General features: G+C 63.2%; 17 protein-coding genes. 9 read left to right on the forward strand and 8 right to left on the reverse strand.

Going from position 1 to position 15,184, the window contains the following annotated elements:
* The first annotated feature begins 16 nt into the window (after nucleotides 1-16).
* The 3 genes from N1058_RS15465 to parE all read left to right on the forward strand — a co-directional run bounded on the left by N1058_RS15465 (nucleotide 17) and on the right by parE (nucleotide 3,303).
* Nucleotides 17-358, forward strand: coding sequence for a TfoX/Sxy family protein (locus tag N1058_RS15465; protein ID WP_265518488.1), 342 nt, complete (start codon nucleotides 17-19; stop codon nucleotides 356-358).
* Nucleotides 359-376: 18 nt separating this feature from the next.
* Nucleotides 377-1,042, forward strand: a complete 666-nt coding sequence (locus N1058_RS15470) for a DUF2461 domain-containing protein (protein ID WP_265518489.1) — start codon at nucleotides 377-379, stop codon at nucleotides 1,040-1,042.
* A 185-nt stretch (nucleotides 1,043-1,227) separates the two neighbouring features.
* Nucleotides 1,228-3,303: a DNA topoisomerase IV subunit B gene (parE, locus tag N1058_RS15475; protein ID WP_265518517.1), complete on the forward strand. Its 2,076-nt coding sequence runs from the start codon at nucleotides 1,228-1,230 to the stop codon at nucleotides 3,301-3,303.
* A gap of 49 nt (nucleotides 3,304-3,352) precedes the next feature.
* Here the strand turns inward: parE and N1058_RS15480 are convergent, their stop codons facing one another.
* Entirely contained in the window at nucleotides 3,353-4,498 is a 1,146-nt protein-coding gene (locus N1058_RS15480) for a DUF2336 domain-containing protein (RefSeq protein ID WP_265518490.1), read from the reverse strand.
* 140 nt (nucleotides 4,499-4,638) lie between these two features.
* On the opposite strand from N1058_RS15480, the gene N1058_RS15485 reads away from it, so the two are divergent.
* Nucleotides 4,639-5,091: a MaoC family dehydratase gene (locus N1058_RS15485; protein WP_265518491.1), complete on the forward strand. Its 453-nt coding sequence runs from the start codon at nucleotides 4,639-4,641 to the stop codon at nucleotides 5,089-5,091.
* Nucleotides 5,092-5,110: 19 nt separating this feature from the next.
* Nucleotides 5,111-5,989 carry an HpcH/HpaI aldolase/citrate lyase family protein gene (locus N1058_RS15490; protein WP_265518492.1) on the forward strand — a complete coding sequence of 293 codons (879 nt, stop codon included), beginning with the start codon at nucleotides 5,111-5,113 and terminating at the stop codon, nucleotides 5,987-5,989.
* 268 nt (nucleotides 5,990-6,257) lie between these two features.
* On the opposite strand, the gene N1058_RS15495 is transcribed toward N1058_RS15490, so the two are convergent.
* Both N1058_RS15495 and N1058_RS15500 read right to left on the reverse strand, forming a co-directional pair.
* Nucleotides 6,258-6,884 (reverse strand): flavin reductase family protein, encoded by a 627-nt coding sequence (locus tag N1058_RS15495; RefSeq protein WP_265518493.1) that lies wholly within the window; start codon nucleotides 6,882-6,884, stop codon nucleotides 6,258-6,260.
* Between the two features lie 3 nt (nucleotides 6,885-6,887).
* The gene (locus N1058_RS15500) at nucleotides 6,888-7,427 is read right to left on the reverse strand and encodes a nitroreductase family protein (RefSeq protein ID WP_420848001.1); all 540 of its coding nucleotides are present in this window, start codon (nucleotides 7,425-7,427) and stop codon (nucleotides 6,888-6,890) included.
* Nucleotides 7,428-7,594: 167 nt separating this feature from the next.
* On the opposite strand from N1058_RS15500, the gene N1058_RS15505 reads away from it, so the two are divergent.
* Complete coding sequence (locus tag N1058_RS15505) at nucleotides 7,595-8,557, forward strand: hypothetical protein (protein ID WP_265518495.1); 963 nt, start codon at nucleotides 7,595-7,597, stop codon at nucleotides 8,555-8,557.
* Between the two features lie 13 nt (nucleotides 8,558-8,570).
* Here the strand turns inward: N1058_RS15505 and N1058_RS15510 are convergent, their stop codons facing one another.
* From N1058_RS15510 to N1058_RS15530, 5 genes are all read right to left on the reverse strand, one after another.
* Nucleotides 8,571-8,921 (reverse strand): VOC family protein, encoded by a 351-nt coding sequence (locus N1058_RS15510; protein ID WP_265518496.1) that lies wholly within the window; start codon nucleotides 8,919-8,921, stop codon nucleotides 8,571-8,573.
* A 17-nt stretch (nucleotides 8,922-8,938) separates the two neighbouring features.
* The gene (gene thrS / locus N1058_RS15515; RefSeq protein WP_265518518.1) at nucleotides 8,939-10,900 is read right to left on the reverse strand and encodes a threonine--tRNA ligase; all 1,962 of its coding nucleotides are present in this window, start codon (nucleotides 10,898-10,900) and stop codon (nucleotides 8,939-8,941) included.
* Nucleotides 10,901-11,206: 306 nt separating this feature from the next.
* Nucleotides 11,207-11,383, reverse strand: a complete 177-nt coding sequence (locus N1058_RS15520; RefSeq protein ID WP_265518497.1) for a YegP family protein — start codon at nucleotides 11,381-11,383, stop codon at nucleotides 11,207-11,209.
* 204 nt (nucleotides 11,384-11,587) lie between these two features.
* Nucleotides 11,588-11,920, reverse strand: coding sequence for a membrane protein insertion efficiency factor YidD (gene yidD, locus N1058_RS15525; RefSeq protein WP_265518498.1), 333 nt, complete (start codon nucleotides 11,918-11,920; stop codon nucleotides 11,588-11,590).
* Nucleotides 11,921-11,939: 19 nt separating this feature from the next.
* Nucleotides 11,940-12,386, reverse strand: a complete 447-nt coding sequence (locus N1058_RS15530; RefSeq protein ID WP_265518499.1) for an iron-sulfur cluster assembly scaffold protein — start codon at nucleotides 12,384-12,386, stop codon at nucleotides 11,940-11,942.
* Between the two features lie 239 nt (nucleotides 12,387-12,625).
* On the opposite strand from N1058_RS15530, the gene folE reads away from it, so the two are divergent.
* The 3 genes from folE (at nucleotide 12,626) to N1058_RS15545 (ending at nucleotide 14,816) form a co-directional block, all read left to right on the forward strand.
* Nucleotides 12,626-13,297: a GTP cyclohydrolase I FolE gene (folE, locus tag N1058_RS15535; RefSeq protein ID WP_265518500.1), complete on the forward strand. Its 672-nt coding sequence runs from the start codon at nucleotides 12,626-12,628 to the stop codon at nucleotides 13,295-13,297.
* Nucleotides 13,294-13,707 (forward strand): phosphoribosyl-AMP cyclohydrolase, encoded by a 414-nt coding sequence (gene hisI, locus N1058_RS15540; RefSeq protein ID WP_265518501.1) that lies wholly within the window; start codon nucleotides 13,294-13,296, stop codon nucleotides 13,705-13,707. The genes folE and hisI overlap by 4 nt, the downstream gene beginning before the upstream one ends.
* Nucleotides 13,708-13,832: 125 nt before the next feature.
* Nucleotides 13,833-14,816, forward strand: coding sequence for a patatin family protein (locus N1058_RS15545; protein ID WP_265518502.1), 984 nt, complete (start codon nucleotides 13,833-13,835; stop codon nucleotides 14,814-14,816).
* The last annotated feature ends 368 nt before the right edge of the window (nucleotides 14,817-15,184 follow it).

The raw sequence follows: 15,184 nt of genomic DNA on the forward strand, positions 1-15,184 counted from the left end.
GGGAGGAGCCTGCCCCATGGCCCATGACGAATTGCTTGCCGCACGCATGCGCGACGCGCTCGAGGGTCTGGCGGGAATCTCGGAAAAGCGCATGATGGGCGGCGTCTGCTTTCTGCTCGACGGCAACATGCTGTGCGGGGCAGACCGCCCGAAGACGGGCGAAGGCCGGTTCATGTTCCGTGTCGGCAAGGACAACCAGGCCGACGCCCTCGCCCGCCCCGGCGCGCAGCCAATGGACATGGGCGGGCGGCGCATGAACGGCTTCGTCTTCGTCGAGGCGGAGGCTTGCGACGACGCGGCGATGAAAGAGTGGATTTCGCTGGCGCTCGGTTTCGTCGGCGGTCTGCCGCCGAAATGAAGCGAGATGGGCGGCATCATGAAAGCGGACGAGTTCTCGCAATTCCCAACGCAAACGCTGGATTTCCTGACAGATCTGAGCGCCAACAACGACCGCGACTGGTTCGCACAAAACAAGCCCGTCTATGAAAGCGCCCTGAAGGTGCCCGCCGAGGATTTCTGCCGCGCGATGACGGCGCGCTTGGAGGATCTGACCGGCCTGCCGCACCGGCCTAAAATCTTCCGCATACACAGGGACATTCGTTTTTCCCGCGACAAGACACCCTATAATGCGCACCTGCACATCTCCTTCATGCCCGAAATGGACGGCACGCTGCGGCCTGGATGGTATTTCGGCCTGGAACCTGGCCGGCTCACGGCCGGAACGGGCGTGTTCGAGTTCGCAAAGAGCGATCTCGACGCCTTTCGCGCCCGTCTGGCTGGAGAGGACGGGGCAAGGCTTGCGAAGCTTGTGGAAAGCTTTTCGGGCGAGATCCGGCTCGCCGACCCCGAATTGAAACGGGTGCCGCAGCCCTACCCCGCCGACCATCCCCGCGCCGACCTGCTGCGCCGGAAATCCCTGTCGGGCTGGGTGGACTTCGCCAGCCCGCGCGAAGCCTGCGAGAGCGGGTTCGCCGACGGCTGTTTCGACGCCTTCTGCCGGCTGAAGCCACTTTTCGATTGGCTGGCCGCTCCTTCGCGTTGAAGGCGGCGGCGTCTTCCCCTATGACGCGATCCGCGTGGAATTCGACATTCCCGCCGACGCAGCTTGAATCCGCCACGATCGCGGTTTTGCACGGACGCTGAACACAACCGGAACAGCCTTCGCTTTGCCTTGGAAACCATGGCAAAGTGCACTGGTGATTCGCGGCGATGGAACCAGAAAGCGACATGGACGACAACAACGACCTCTTTGCCGGCCTGACAACGAACCCTGAGCGCGCGCGCCAGCCCGAGCCCGCAGCAGCCACCGAGCCCGCGCAGCGCGGCGCGCCGGTCCGCCCGGCGCCGAAGCCTTCCGCACTGCCGAAGGACAGCGGCGAAGGCTACAGCGCGGCCGATATCGAGGTTCTCGAAGGGCTGGAGCCGGTGCGCCGCCGGCCGGGCATGTATATCGGCGGCACCGACGACAAGGCGCTGCACCACCTCTTCGCCGAGGTCATCGACAACGCGATGGACGAAGCGGTGGCCGGCCATGCCTCCTTCATCGAGGTCGAGCTTGGCGCGGACGGCTTCCTCACCGTCAACGACAACGGCCGCGGCATTCCCGTCGACCCGCATCCCAAATTCAAGGACAAATCCGCCCTCGAAGTCATCATGACCACGCTGCACTCGGGCGGAAAGTTCGACTCCAAGGTCTATGAGACGTCGGGCGGGCTGCACGGCGTCGGCGTTTCGGTGGTCAACGCGCTTTCCGAAATGCTCGAGGTCGAGGTTGCCCGCAACAAGCAGCTCTACCGGCAGGTCTTCTCGCGCGGCCTGCCCCAGGGCCGGTTGGAAAGCCTCGGCGACGTCCATAACCGCCGGGGCACGAAGGTGCGTTTCAAGCCCGACGAGCAGATTTTCGGCAAGGGCGCCAGGTTCGATCCGGCCCGTCTCTGCCGCATGGCCCGCTCCAAGGCCTATCTCTTCGGCGGCGTGGAGATCCGCTGGTCCTGCGACCCGGCCCTGATCGGAGAAAAGGACCAGACGCCGGAAAAGGCCGTCTTCCATTTCCCCGGCGGACTGAAGGACTTCCTGGCTGCATCGCTCGACGGGGAGTTCCAGGTCACCAAGGAAGTGTTCGCCGGACGCAGCGAAAAGCGCGGCGGCCACGGCGCGGTGGAATGGGCCGTCACCTGGTATGGCGGCGACGCCATGCTCAACTCCTATTGCAACACGGTGCCCACGCCCGAAGGCGGCACCCATGAGCAGGGTTTCCGCAACGCGCTGCTCAAGGGTTTGCGCGCCTATGCCGACCTCACCAGCAACAAGCGGGCCTCCATCATCACCTCCGAGGACGTGATGATCTCCGCCGCCGGCATGCTGTCCGTGTTCGTGCGCGAGCCCGAATTCGTGGGCCAGACCAAGGACAAGCTGGCCACCGCCGCCGCCATGCGCATCGTCGAGAACGCCATCCGCGACCCCTTCGACCACTGGTTGGCCGACAATCCGCAGGAAGCCTCGAAACTGCTCGAATGGGTCGTGGCGCGCGCCGACGAGCGCCTGCGCCGCCGGCAGGAGCGCGAGGTGACCCGCAAGAGCGCGGTGCGCAAGCTGCGCCTGCCCGGCAAGCTGGCCGACTGCACCATGGGCGCTGCCGCCGGCGCCGAGATATTCATCGTCGAGGGCGATTCGGCCGGCGGCTCCGCCAAACAGGCGCGCAACCGCGCCAGCCAGGCCGTGCTGCCGCTGCGCGGCAAGATCCTCAACGTGGCCAGCGCCGGCACTGGCAAGCTCGCCGCCAACCAGCAGATTTCCGATCTCGTTCAGGCGCTGGGCTGCGGCACGCGGTCCAAATACCGCGAGGACGATCTGCGCTACGACCGCATCATCATCATGACCGACGCCGATGTTGACGGCGCGCATATCGCCTCGCTGCTCATCACCTTCTTCTATCAGGAGATGCCGCAGCTCATCGCCGGCGGGCATTTGTACCTTGCCGTGCCGCCGCTCTACCGCCTCACCCAGGGCGGCAAGACCATGTATGCGCGGGACGATGCCCACAAGGATGAATTGCTGGCGACGGAGTTCACCGGACGCGGCAAGGTCGATATCGGCCGCTTCAAGGGCCTCGGCGAAATGCTGCCCAAGCAGCTCAAGGAAACGACCATGGACCCGGCCAAGCGCCTGCTTCTGCGTGTCGATGTCATCGAGAGCGAGGACGACACCCGCTCCGCCGTCGACGCGCTGATGGGCACCAAACCGGAAGCCCGCTTCAAGTTCATTCAGGAACGGGCTGAATTCGTGGATGAACTGGATATCTGAGGTGGCGGGAAGCAGTCGCGCCCGCGCCAATAGATTGTAGTTGTAAAACCTAAGCAGCCGCCAGCGCCAACGCCTGCTGCCGTGCGTTTTGGCGCAGCGCGTCGAGGTGGATTTTCTTGAGCAGTGCAGCCAGCGGCGCGTCCTGTTCGCTGGGTCCTGTTCCGCCGTCCGTGGCGCCGAGGACTTTCAGCATCAGCCAGGAGACTTCCTGCGCACCGGCGATGCGCTTGCCATTGGCCACTTCGCGCCACACGCGCAGAGCCTCGATCATCGGTGGATGGTAATTGCGCTTCAGCCCGGCCTTGGCGAACAGCGCGCCAAGCGCACCGTTACGACCACCCGCCAGAAGCGTCGTGACACGCTCTTCGCCCTGCCCCGACAGGACGCCAAGCGCGGCGGCGAAGAAATCGATCTTGCCCTGCGCCACGACGCGGACGAGGAAGCCGGGGGTAAGGTCGCCGCGCAACCGCAAGTGCTCCACCAGCGCCGGCAGTTCGTCCTGTCCGATACTCTCGATCAGCGAAATGGAGGCCTTGATGCAGGCATCCCGCGCGATCTTTTCGGCGCGCTCGCCGCCCATCAGCGCGCGCACGAGGGGCGCGGACGACAGGGCTTCGCCGACCTGCGTCAAAAGCATGTGCCGGCAGTCCGCCGGCAGCCGCGGATCGCGCACGAGCGAAGCGCGCAGCCCGGCCTCCCGTCCATGCCGTTCCAGCATGCGCCGGAAGGACAGAGCCGCGATCCGGGCGCCAGGATTGCCGGCCAGACGAATGCAGGCGGTGAGCGAGCCCACCTCGGCGATAGCCGCCGCAACGCTGAACGAGACCTGCGGGCGTGATGCGACGAGGCATTGTATGGCACAGTTGCCCATCGCGACGCGGTCGACCAGGTCGCTGTCGCTCATCAGCGGCGAGCGCGCGATGATCGGGGCTGCGACATCGGGCTGGTCGGACGCCAGTGCCGCAACGATCTGCGGCGGAGCGCGGTGGCTGAGGGAAAGCGTTTCGGAAAGCGCCGCCCGGACCTTCGCCGACGCATCGTCCAGGAGAAGCGTCAGCGCGGCTTCGGTGGCAAGCCTGTCGTCGAAGGACATGTCCTTCTGGATATAGGCGCGCGCAAGCGCCGATGCCGCCGCTGCCCGTTCCGCTACTTTTGCCGTCTCGATCCACTTCAGGAAGTGTTGAACTACGATCACTGTGCACTGACCCCCGCCTGTTTCAGAAGGCTAGCAACAATTCCTATACGAAACGTTTACCATAATACCCGTCCATCCGCGGCTTGCGGGCGGCCCCGCGCCCGCCTATCAATTCCTCCAGGCTTAACGAGGAGGAATGGATGGCAGGTCTGCATCTTGAGGAGTTCGAGCCCGGAACGGTCATCCGCCATCAGCTCACCAAATCGGTCACCGAAAGCGACAATATGCTGTTTTCGGTCATGACCTTGAATCCGCAGCCGCTGCACATCGACTTCGATTTCGCCGCCAAGTCCGAATGGGGCAAGCCGCTGGTCAATTCGCTCTTCACGCTGGGCCTGATGATCGGCATATCCGTTCACGACACGACGCTGGGCACGACGATCGGCAATCTCGGCATGACCGAAACCCAGTTCCCCCACCCTGTCTTCCACGGTGACACGATCCGCGTGGAAACGGAGGTGAAGAGCGTGCGCGCATCGAAGTCGAAGCCCGACCGCGGTATCGTGGAGATGGAGCACCGTGCCTTCAATCAGGACGGCGTGCTGGTGGCGCGCTGCCTGCGCCAGGCGATGATCCTGAAACGCCCCGTCTGAAAGACTGTCTGAGGCCCTCATGCGCTCACTATTATTCGTCCCCGGCGACTCTAAAAAGAAGATGGAAAAGGCGCTCACCTCCGGCGCCGACACCCTCATTCTGGATCTGGAAGATTCCGTCGCCCCCTCGCGCAAGGAGGAGGCCCGGCGGCTGACCCGCGATTTCCTCGACGCGCAATCCTCGGCTACGGGCCCAGCCCTTTATGTACGCGTCAATGCGCTCGACACGGGACTGGCCGAGGCCGATCTTGCCGCCATAATGCCTGGAAAACCTGCGGGCATCATGCTGCCGAAGTCCGAAAGCGGCGAGGATGTCGCGCGCCTCGCGGTGAAGCTGCGGGTGAACGAGGCCGAAAACGGCATCGACGACGGCGCAACGGCGATCCTGCCCATCATCACCGAGACGGCGCGGGCGGTCCTTGCGGCCGCCACCTATCGCGGCGCAACGTCTCGCCTTTCCGGCCTCACCTGGGGCGCCGAGGACCTTTCCGCCGATATCGGCGCGCGGCTCACGCGTGGCCCCGACGGCCGTTATACAGAGGTCTTCCGGCTGGCCCGGTCCCTGACACTCTTGGCCGCCAACGCCGCGGGCGTTGCCGCGATCGACACTGTCTTTCCCGATTTCCGCAGCGAGGGGGCTTTCCGCGCCGACTGTCTGGCGGCCGAACGCGACGGCTTCACCGGCCGCATGGCGATCCATCCGGCTCAGGTTCCGATCATCAACGAGACCTTCACCCCCGCACCGGAGGCCGTCGCCCAGTCACAGCGGATCGTGGAGGCCTTTGCCGGCTCCGGCGAAACGGGAGTGATCGCCATTGACGGCCAGATGATCGACCGGCCTCATGTCCGCCGGGCCGAGCGCATCCTGGCCCGCGCGCGGCTCGCCGGCATCATTTGACGCGCTGGTTTTTCTGTCCCTCAGACGCCGGGCATTCGGCGGGCGAAACGTCCACTGGACGTTTCGCTATGCCGCCTCACCATCCGCCCCCTGGCTTACGGCACATGAGCGCCCCACCCCTTTTTGAGCATAGGCGCAGGTGGCCGGCGGCTCCGCCGCCCTGTATCGAGTGAAAAGGCACATCCGCGGTGCGCCAGCGGCCTCGCCATTTTCGCTGCGCAAGATGGAGAGCACGGCCGAAGTCACTTCAAAGCAGGGGACTTTTCTTTCACCCGGTTTCCCTGCCCCTGGTATCGCCCCAGCGGGGCCGACGCATGGAGAAGGTCTCCGTCACCGCCGCATAATCCATATAGCCGAGCCGCGACAGCGTCTGCGCGCGGGTGATATCGAACAGCCCGTCCTTCAGCATCGCGTCGTCTATGTGCACGCCCACCACCTGCCCCATCACGACGATGACGCCGGCCGGGTTTCCTTCAAGATCGCTGGGCTCCAGCACCTGCACCACCTTGCATTCCAGCACCGCCGCCGCCTCCGCCACGCGCGGACACGACACATGCTCGCACGGCGCCTCGGTCAGCTCGGCCAGATCGAATTCGTTTACGCCGCGCGGCGCGTCGATGGCGGTTTCGTTCATCTTGGCCGCCAGCGCCCGCCCGACGAGATTGGCGCAGAACTCGCCGCTTTCCCTGGCGATGGTCGCGCTGTCCTTCGCGCCTTCCGAGGAAAACAGCACCAGATGTGGATTGCTCGAAATCGCGTTGAAGAAGGAATAGGGCGCCAGATTGACCGCGCCGTCCTCGCGGCGTGTCGAAATCCACCCGATCGGCCGCGGCGCGACAATGGCCTTGAACGGATCGTGCGGCAGCCCGTGTCCCTGGCGCGGATCGTAGAACATATTCTACTCCTGCCCCGCCGCGTCATAGGGCCCGGCATAGTCGCTGACGAGCGCCGAAACATCCGGCCGCGGCCGGTCGGGTGTGCCGCCCTTGTGCCTTCCCAGATGCAGGAAACCGACGACCCGCTCGTCGGGTCCAAACCCCAGAATGCGCCGCCCCTCTTCGCTATCCGAGTACCAGTTGGTGATCAGGTTCGAGCCGAAACCCAGCGCGCCGGCGGCAAGAATGAGGTTCATTGCCACCATGCCGCCGGACAGGAACATCTCCCATTGCGGGATCTTGGGACTTTCCCTGGGCACCGACACCACGCCGATCACCAATGGCGCGCGCGAAAAGCGCGTCAGTTCCTGCTCGCGGCGTGCCTCGGATAGCGGTCCCTCGCGCTCTTCGGCAAGTGCGGCCAGCCTTTCGCCGATTTTCCGTCGCACATCGCCGCGGTAGAGGATGAAGCGCCACGGCGCCAGCATGCCATGGTCAGGCACCCGCGTCGCCGCCCGCAGCATCGTCTCGATTTCTTCGCGGGTGGGCTCCGGCCCTTCCATCTCGGGAATGGGCGCGGAACGGCGGGCAAGCAGAAAGTCGATCACATCCTGGTTCAAAACAAACTCCTGTGGGGGGAACGGCTGGCCTGCAGGCTGGCTGGTTCTTATTCTTGGGGCCATGGATATTGGCCTTGAAATTGCCACCGCTCTAGGCTTCAAAGCAAGCCATGAAGGTGAAGCTTCTTCCAATTGCCGCTATCCTGTCGCCGCTGTTTGTGGCGTTGTGCATCCCATCCGTCAACGCCCAACAGGGCGAGAGCGAACCGCTGGACATCAGCGTTCCCGGGTTGAACGAATACGCGGCGCCGCAGCAAAGCCGTTCCCTGGCACTCGGCGATGCCGGACAGGTGATGCTTTCAGCCAGGCTTACGGAGGATTCGGAGGATATTCCCCTCGGCTTGATTTGGCGCGTATTCGCACCGGAGCCCGGTCCTGACGGCACGTTGCCCCTCATCGCCACCTCGGAGGGCGGCACTAGCGTCTTCTCGCTGGCACCCGGCAGCTATCTGGTTCATGCTGCCTACGGTCGGGCTGGCGCGACGAAGCGAATCACCGTCAGCCGCGACACCAAACAGGAAAACCTTGTCCTGGATGCGGGTGGGTTGAAGCTGGACGCGATTCTGTCCGGCGGCATTCGTATTCCGCAGAACCGTCTGCGGTTCTCGATCTACGAGGAACATCCCGACGCAACCGGCGAACGGCCGCTCATCGTGCCGGATGTGCGGGCAGGTTCCGTGGTGCGGCTCAATGCCGGAACCTATCATGTCGTCTCGACCTATGGCTCGGTCAACGCCGTCATCCGCTCCGACATCCGCGTGGAAGCCGGCGAACTGACCGAAGCCACTGTCGAGCACCGCGCCGCCCAGCTCACCATGAAGCTGGTGCGCGAGCCCGGTGGCGAAGCCATCGCCGACACAGCCTGGTCGATCTTCACCGAAACCGGCGAGATTGTCCGAGAAACGGTTGGCGCCTACGCCTCCATGGTGCTGGCGGAAGGCCAGTACACCGTCGTCGCCAAGAACCGCGACCGCATCTACCAGCGCGACTTCATCGTCGCCCCCGGCCGCAATCGCGATGTGGAGCTCCTTCCCGACGACCTCGTCGAGGCGCCGCAGGACTTCGTCGAGTAGGGCCCGGTGTGCGCTATAGGTGGACGAGAATATTGACCAGCCGCCCGAACGGGTCGCGGACGTAGAAGCGCCGTACACCCCAGGGTTCCTCGGCCGGCCCGTAAGCGATGGCGATGCCGGCCTCTTGCATGCGCCTGAGCGCCTCTTCCAGATCGTCGACTTCGATCGAAAGGTCGGGAACCGCGGTTCCCGAGCCTCCCTCGGAGGCGACGCTGACCTGCACCGACATCGCCTCGTCATTGCCGTAGGTCACGATCCAGCCGTGATCCATCTTCACGCGCAGGCCGAGCATCTCGCCGTAGAAGCGCCTGGCGGCGGCCACATCCGCCACCGCAATATTGGCAACGATCCTCTTTACCTTCATCGCTTCCCTCGCTCTGTTCAAAGGCGTGCGAGATCGGGCGGCATCGCCTCCCTGGAGAGGCTGGAAACGGCGTCTACCAGCGACATGGAGGTCTGATCGCGCGACCCCAGCCTGCGGATATTCACCGTGCCTTCCTCGGCCTCGCGCTTGCCGCAGACCAGGATCACCGGAACCTTGGCATGACTGTGCTCGCGGACCTTGTAGTTGATCTTCTCGTTGCGCAGATCGGTCTCGACGAGCAAGCCCGCTCGCTTCAACTTGCCAACCACGGCGGCGGCGTAGTCGTCGGCCTCCGAGGTGATGGTGGCCACCACCACCTGCACCGGAGCGAACCACAGCGGGAAGTGCCCGGCGAAGTTCTCGATCAGAATGCCCAGGAAGCGCTCCATCGATCCGCAGATGGCGCGGTGGACCATCACCGGCTGCTTCTTCTCCGAATCCTTGTCGATGTAGAAGGCGCCGAAGCGTTCCGGCAGGTTGAAATCGATCTGCGTGGTGCCGCACTGCCACTCGCGGCCGATGGCATCGCGCAGCACATAATCGAATTTCGGGCCGTAGAAAGCACCGTCGCCGGGGTTGATCGCCGTCTTGATGCGGCTGTCCGAGCGCTGGATCTGCTCCAGAACGCCCGCCATGATCTCTTCGGCATGATCCCACAGCGCATCGGAACCGACGCGCTTTTCCGGCCGGGTGGAGAAGAACACCGTGATCTCCTCGAAGCCGAAATCGGCGTAGGTCGACAGGATCAGATCGTTGATCTTCAGGCACTCCGCCGCAAGCTGGTCTTCCGTGCAGAAGATGTGCGCGTCGTCCTGCGTGAAGCCGCGCACGCGCATCAGCCCGTGCAGCGCACCCGAGGGCTCATAGCGATGCACATTGCCGAACTCGGCCAGCCGGATCGGCAGGTCGCGATAGGATTTCAGCCCGTGCTTGAATATCTGCACATGCCCGGGACAGTTCATCGGCTTCAGGGCAAAGACGCGTTTGTCCTCGGCTTCCTCGTCGGCGCATTGCACGGAGAACATGTTCTCCTTGTACCAGCCCCAGTGGCCGGACGTCTGCCAGAGCGAGGAATCGAGCACCTGCGGTGCATTCACCTCTTCATATTCACCTTCAAGACGCCGCCGCATATAGCTGACAAGATTCTGGAAAAGCCGCCAGCCCTTGGAGTGCCAGAACACGACGCCTGGTCCTTCCTCCTGGAAGTGGAACAGGTCCATCTCGCGGCCCAGCCGGCGATGGTCGCGCTTCTCGGCTTCCTCCAGCATGTGCAGATAGGCGTCAAGCTGCTCCTGATTGGCCCAGGCGGTGCCGTAGATGCGGGTCAGCATCGGATTGTTGGAATCGCCGCGCCAATAGGCGCCGGCGACCTTCATCAGCTTGAACGCCCTGCCGATCTGCCCGGTGGCCGTCATATGCGGCCCCCGGCACAGGTCGAACCAGTCGCCCTGGGAATAGATCTTGAGGTCCTGATCTTCCGGAATGGCGTCGATGAGCTGGACCTTATAGCTCTCGCCCTTGTCGGCAAAAACCTTTCTCGCCTTCTCGCGTGGCCACACTTCCTTGGTGAAGGGCCGGTTGCGCGCGATGATCTCCGCCATCTTCTTCTCAATGACCGGGAAATCCTCGGGCGTGAAGGGTTCGTCGCGCGCGAAGTCGTAGTAGAAGCCGTTCTCGATCACCGGTCCGATGGTGACCTGGGTGTCCGGCCACAATTCCTGTACGGCTTCGGCCAGAACATGCGCACAGTCGTGACGGATCAGCTCCAGCGCGCGCGGGTCGTCCCGCGTGACGATCTCGATGGCGCCGGACTTGCCGAAGGGATCGGAAAGATCGCGCAACTCACCGTCGAGCGTATAGGCCACCGCCTTCTTGGCGAGCGACTTCGAAATGGAGGAGGCAAGCTCCGCGCCGCTCATGCCGGCATCGACATCGCGCTTGTTGCCATCGGGAAATATCAGGGAAACGGCTTCCGCCACGGTCATTCTCCTTATCCAGTCCCGCCAACGAGCGCGGGTGGTTTCGTCTTTGCCGGCCACAGCAAGGTGCGGCTGCGCGCCGGCACGCGCTACATATTCGTCGCGATGGCGCACGTAAAGACCCGCGGCGATCGAGTGAACCCGATTGCCCTTCTTCTTTTCCGTCGCTCGGGCGCCGGGCGTCCGGAGGGGCCAAACGTCCACCGGACGCTTGGCTGTTCCTCCTCACCGTCCGCGCCCATGGCTTACCGCGCCGACCGTAGTCGGAATTCTACGGTTGTTAGGTTTCGGCGCCCCGTGCCGGTGTCAGCTGTTGTCTTCGATCGGCGCGTCCGGGCCATTCTCCTTGATGGAATCGATCGCGTTCTGGGCGCTGGCCTTGGACGAGTATCCCTCCGTCGCGAACATCACCTCGCTGTTGTACTTAAAGCGCACCCGGTATTCGCCCTTCTTGTCACGGTAGATTTCGAACTTGTGAGCCATGCCGGCCTCCCTCTCCTGAGTTGCAATTTTTGCGATTCGCAAACTGGCAAGGCGTTGCCTGCCAGACAAGTGAAAGATCGACTTTAGAGAGCGGGCTTCCGCATCGGCCCGAAAATCCGAATCGATCTTTCGGAAAGCACTACGCGCAGATTCAATGGCGTACAGCGTCGCTTGTGTCTCCGATTGGACGCACGCACGGTAGGGTCAGGATCGTGGTTTTGCCGAAATCCGCCAGTAGCGCCATGGCGTGTACCAGAGGTAGCGTGCATCGAGCTTCTCCGGCACCGGGTCGAGCCCGTGAGTGCCGCCTGGCCCGCAGCGCATCACGCGGAAAAGCCCCATCCAGCTCCCGGCCCACAGCCCATGGCGCGCGATCGCCTCATAGGCGAATTCGGAACATGTGGGCATATGCCGGCAGCTGTTGCCGATGAAGCCGGAAAGGGTGAGCTGATAGAGCCGAACCAGGCCGGTGCCGGCCAGCCTGCCGGGCGTCTTCGGCCATGTACCTTCCCAATTCCGCGAATAGGGCCTGGTCATATCTGCACCGGCAAGGGTTTCAAGCCGCCTGCCCGGCCTTGCTCTTCTCGATTTGCTCGATGCAGTCGACGACCGCATCGAAGGTCAGCATGGTCGAGGCGTGACGCGCCTTGTAGTCGCGCACCGGCTCCAGGTATTTCAGATCGCCGAAGCGCCCCTCCGGCGGGATCCCGTTTTCCTTGAGCATCCTTCGCATGGTCTCGCGCACCGACTTGAGCTCGGCGGCGGGGGCACCCACGACATTCTCCGCCATGATTGCCGAAGACGCCTGCCCCAGCGCACAGGCACGCACCTCATGGGCGAAATCCGTCACCACGCCGTCTTCCATCTTCAGGTCCACCGTCACGGTGGAGCCGCACAACTTGGAATGGGCGGTCGCCGTCGCGTCCGGGCTCTCCAGCCGGCCAAGCCGGCCTATATTGCCCGCAAAGCCGAGAATTTTCGCGTTGTAGACTTCATCAATCATGAATTTCCCGGCTGCGGCGCTTTCTTGGCAAGCCATGTCGCGCGCGCATCTTTCATTTCGCCATATGTCGTTTATATAATGATGGTATCCGGTTAAGGGCAAGAACGTGCTATGTATTGTCCGCTGGATACCGCATGCCGCTTTCGGGACGGACTGTCCGCAGTTCTTGAAAACCCGCAAAAGGCAGTGATCCGTTTAACTCGTCGCTGCAAAGACAGGGACTACGGGAGATGCCTTCCATGGACGCAATCATCAAGAACTTTCCGCCCCGCACCGATGAAGACAAGCTCGACGCGACCGCGCAAAAGGTGGCCGTGCAGAAACCGGCGGTCGAGCGCCCGAGCCGGGAAGAGGCGGAAGCAGCGATACGCACATTGCTGCGCTGGACCGGAGACGATATCGAGCGCGAAGGGCTGATCGAAACCCCCGCCCGCGTGGCCAAGGCGTTTCGCGAGATGTTTTCCGGCTACGATCAGGACCCGGTTGCAGAACTCGGCCGCACCTTCGAGGAGGTGGCGGGCTATGACGACCTCGTACTCGTCAAGGACATCTCCTTCCATTCGCACTGCGAACACCACATGGTGCCGATCATCGGCAAGGTCCATGTCGGCTATCTGCCGGACGGCAAGGTTGTCGGTCTCTCCAAGATCGCCCGCGTGGTGGATATCTTCGCCCGCCGTCTGCAGACCCAGGAAGCCATGACGGCGCAGATCGCCAACGTGATCCAGGATGTGCTGAAGCCGCGCGGCGTGGCCGTGATGGTCGAGGCGGAGCACATGTGCATGGCCATGCGCGGCATCCGCAAGCAGGGCTCGACGACGCTTACCTCGACATTCACCGGGGCTTTCAAGACCGAGCCGGCGGAAAAGGTCCGCTTCATCTCCCTGGTGCGGGACAGCCGCACCGTATGAGCGCCAACGAATTCCCCCCCGCCCCCACCGATAAGAAGACCCTGGAGGAAGGCACAGCCTTCACCCCGCGTTTCGACGATAGTGGGCTCCTGACGGCGGTCGTCACCGATGCATCGGACGGGCGCCTGCTCATGGTCGCACATATGAACGCCGAGGCCCTTTCGAAGACGCTGGAATCCGGCATAGCGCATTACTGGTCCCGTTCCCGCCAGGCACTTTGGAAGAAGGGCGAGACCTCCGGCAATTTTCAACATGTCGTGGCGATGGAAACCGACTGCGACCAGGACGCAGTGCATCTGCGGGTACACGTGTCGGGCGACAACGCGACCTGCCACACCGGCCGCCGCTCGTGCTTCTACAGGCGGGTGGAAGGCGATGACGGTGATATCCGCCTGACAGAGGCAGGCTGATTTGCGGAAGCCGCTTTCCGGCAAACCTTATTTCAGCAGACGCCATGCAACCGGCATACTCACTGCTGCGTTCACACTTCGTATACTATACTGCTTGATAGTGGGGACTGGATTAGGAGACACGGATGCTCGATTGGGCGTCGCTACGCGCTAGGCCGGAAAGCCGGGAGAAGGTCAAGCTTCCGCCGGAGAGCCCATTACCTCCCCCCAGGATTGAAAGATCGAGCGGCATCGCGCTGGCGCTGGGCGGTGGTGCGGCACGTGGCTGGGCGCATATCGGAGTTCTGCGCGCGCTCGACGAGGCTGGTGTGCCCATCGACATGATCGCCGGCACCTCCATCGGCGCGCTGGTCGGCGGCTGCTATCTGGCCGGCAAGCTCGACGAATTGGAGGATTTTGCCCGCTCCCTGACCCGCAGGCGCATCTTCGGCCTTCTCGACCTGAATTTCGGCGGCAGTGGCCTTTTCGGAGGCATGAAGCTGGACAGCCGCATGCAGGAGCATCTCGACAACATCACTTTTGACGATTTGTCGAAACCCTTCGTGTGCGTGGCGGCCGAAATCCGCACCGGCCATGAAATATGGCTGTCCAGCGGCTCCCTGATTACCGCGATGCGCGCCTCCTATGCACTGCCCGGCGTTTTCGAGCCGGTCGTTTGCAACCGCCGCGTCCTCGTCGACGGCGCCTTGGTCAACCCCGTTCCCGTCTCCGCTTGCCGCGCCTACGAGCAACCGCTCGTCGTCGCCGTCAACCTGCATTACGACCTCTTCGGCCGCGCCGCGGTGATCAAGCATTCCGCCGACCTGCCCGAGAAGGAGAAGAATCCCGTGGACGGCTCCAGAACGCCGCTGGTGGTCGACAAGGGGCCGCGCCATCGCGACGTGCGGCTGGGCATCACGGGCGTCATGGTCGAGGCCTTCAACATCATACAGGACCGCATATCGCGCGCCCGCCTGGCTGGCGATCCGCCCGACATCTCGCTGCAGCCCAAGCTCGGCCATATCGGCCTGACCGAATTCTACCGCGCCGACGAGGCCATCAAACTCGGATACGATTCGGCCAAGGCGCAGCTTGCCGAGATCGACCGGCTTTTGACGGTGCTCGGCTAGATCGATTTGATTTTACGCAGTTCCTGACGGGAAACGGTTTCCACTTTTCCGGGGATTTCACTAGAGCAGCTCATCGTTTCACTGAAACGCTGATCTGCTCTATCTACTTGTTTTTACCGCATTTGTGCGACGTCAGGTGATTCCACCTGACTGCAAAATGCTCTAACCCGAATCTCTCAAAGTAGGGGGTGCATCGGCTCCAAGAATTTGAGAAACTGCTTTTGCTACAAAGGCTTATCAGATTCAGGAACGGAGTCCGATGCACACACACTGTATCTCTGACCAGCTCGAATTTGAAGGCTTCGCCGGGCATAAAGTGATCGCCGGTTTCGATGGCGGGGCGATCACCTCGGATGCGGGCGCACTGC

The sequence above is a fragment of the Nitratireductor luteus genome (genome assembly GCF_026162365.1).
Lineage (GTDB): Bacteria > Pseudomonadota > Alphaproteobacteria > Rhizobiales > Rhizobiaceae > Chelativorans > Chelativorans luteus.

Coding starts and splice junctions, on each gene's coding strand:
- N1058_RS15465 (WP_265518488.1), top strand. CDS start 17: ATGGCCCATGACGAATTGCTTGCCGCACGCATGCGCGACGCGCTCGAG.
- N1058_RS15470 (WP_265518489.1), top strand. CDS start 377: ATGAAAGCGGACGAGTTCTCGCAATTCCCAACGCAAACGCTGGATTTC.
- parE (WP_265518517.1), top strand. CDS start 1,228: ATGGACGACAACAACGACCTCTTTGCCGGCCTGACAACGAACCCTGAG.
- N1058_RS15485 (WP_265518491.1), top strand. CDS start 4,639: ATGGCAGGTCTGCATCTTGAGGAGTTCGAGCCCGGAACGGTCATCCGC.
- N1058_RS15490 (WP_265518492.1), top strand. CDS start 5,111: ATGCGCTCACTATTATTCGTCCCCGGCGACTCTAAAAAGAAGATGGAA.
- N1058_RS15495 (WP_265518493.1), bottom strand. CDS start 6,884: ATGTTCTACGATCCGCGCCAGGGACACGGGCTGCCGCACGATCCGTTC.
- N1058_RS15500 (WP_420848001.1), bottom strand. CDS start 7,427: ATGGAAGGGCCGGAGCCCACCCGCGAAGAAATCGAGACGATGCTGCGG.
- N1058_RS15505 (WP_265518495.1), top strand. CDS start 7,595: ATGAAGGTGAAGCTTCTTCCAATTGCCGCTATCCTGTCGCCGCTGTTT.
- N1058_RS15510 (WP_265518496.1), bottom strand. CDS start 8,921: ATGAAGGTAAAGAGGATCGTTGCCAATATTGCGGTGGCGGATGTGGCC.
- N1058_RS15520 (WP_265518497.1), bottom strand. CDS start 11,383: ATGGCTCACAAGTTCGAAATCTACCGTGACAAGAAGGGCGAATACCGG.
- yidD (WP_265518498.1), bottom strand. CDS start 11,920: ATGACCAGGCCCTATTCGCGGAATTGGGAAGGTACATGGCCGAAGACG.
- N1058_RS15530 (WP_265518499.1), bottom strand. CDS start 12,386: ATGATTGATGAAGTCTACAACGCGAAAATTCTCGGCTTTGCGGGCAAT.
- folE (WP_265518500.1), top strand. CDS start 12,626: ATGGACGCAATCATCAAGAACTTTCCGCCCCGCACCGATGAAGACAAG.
- hisI (WP_265518501.1), top strand. CDS start 13,294: ATGAGCGCCAACGAATTCCCCCCCGCCCCCACCGATAAGAAGACCCTG.
- N1058_RS15545 (WP_265518502.1), top strand. CDS start 13,833: ATGCTCGATTGGGCGTCGCTACGCGCTAGGCCGGAAAGCCGGGAGAAG.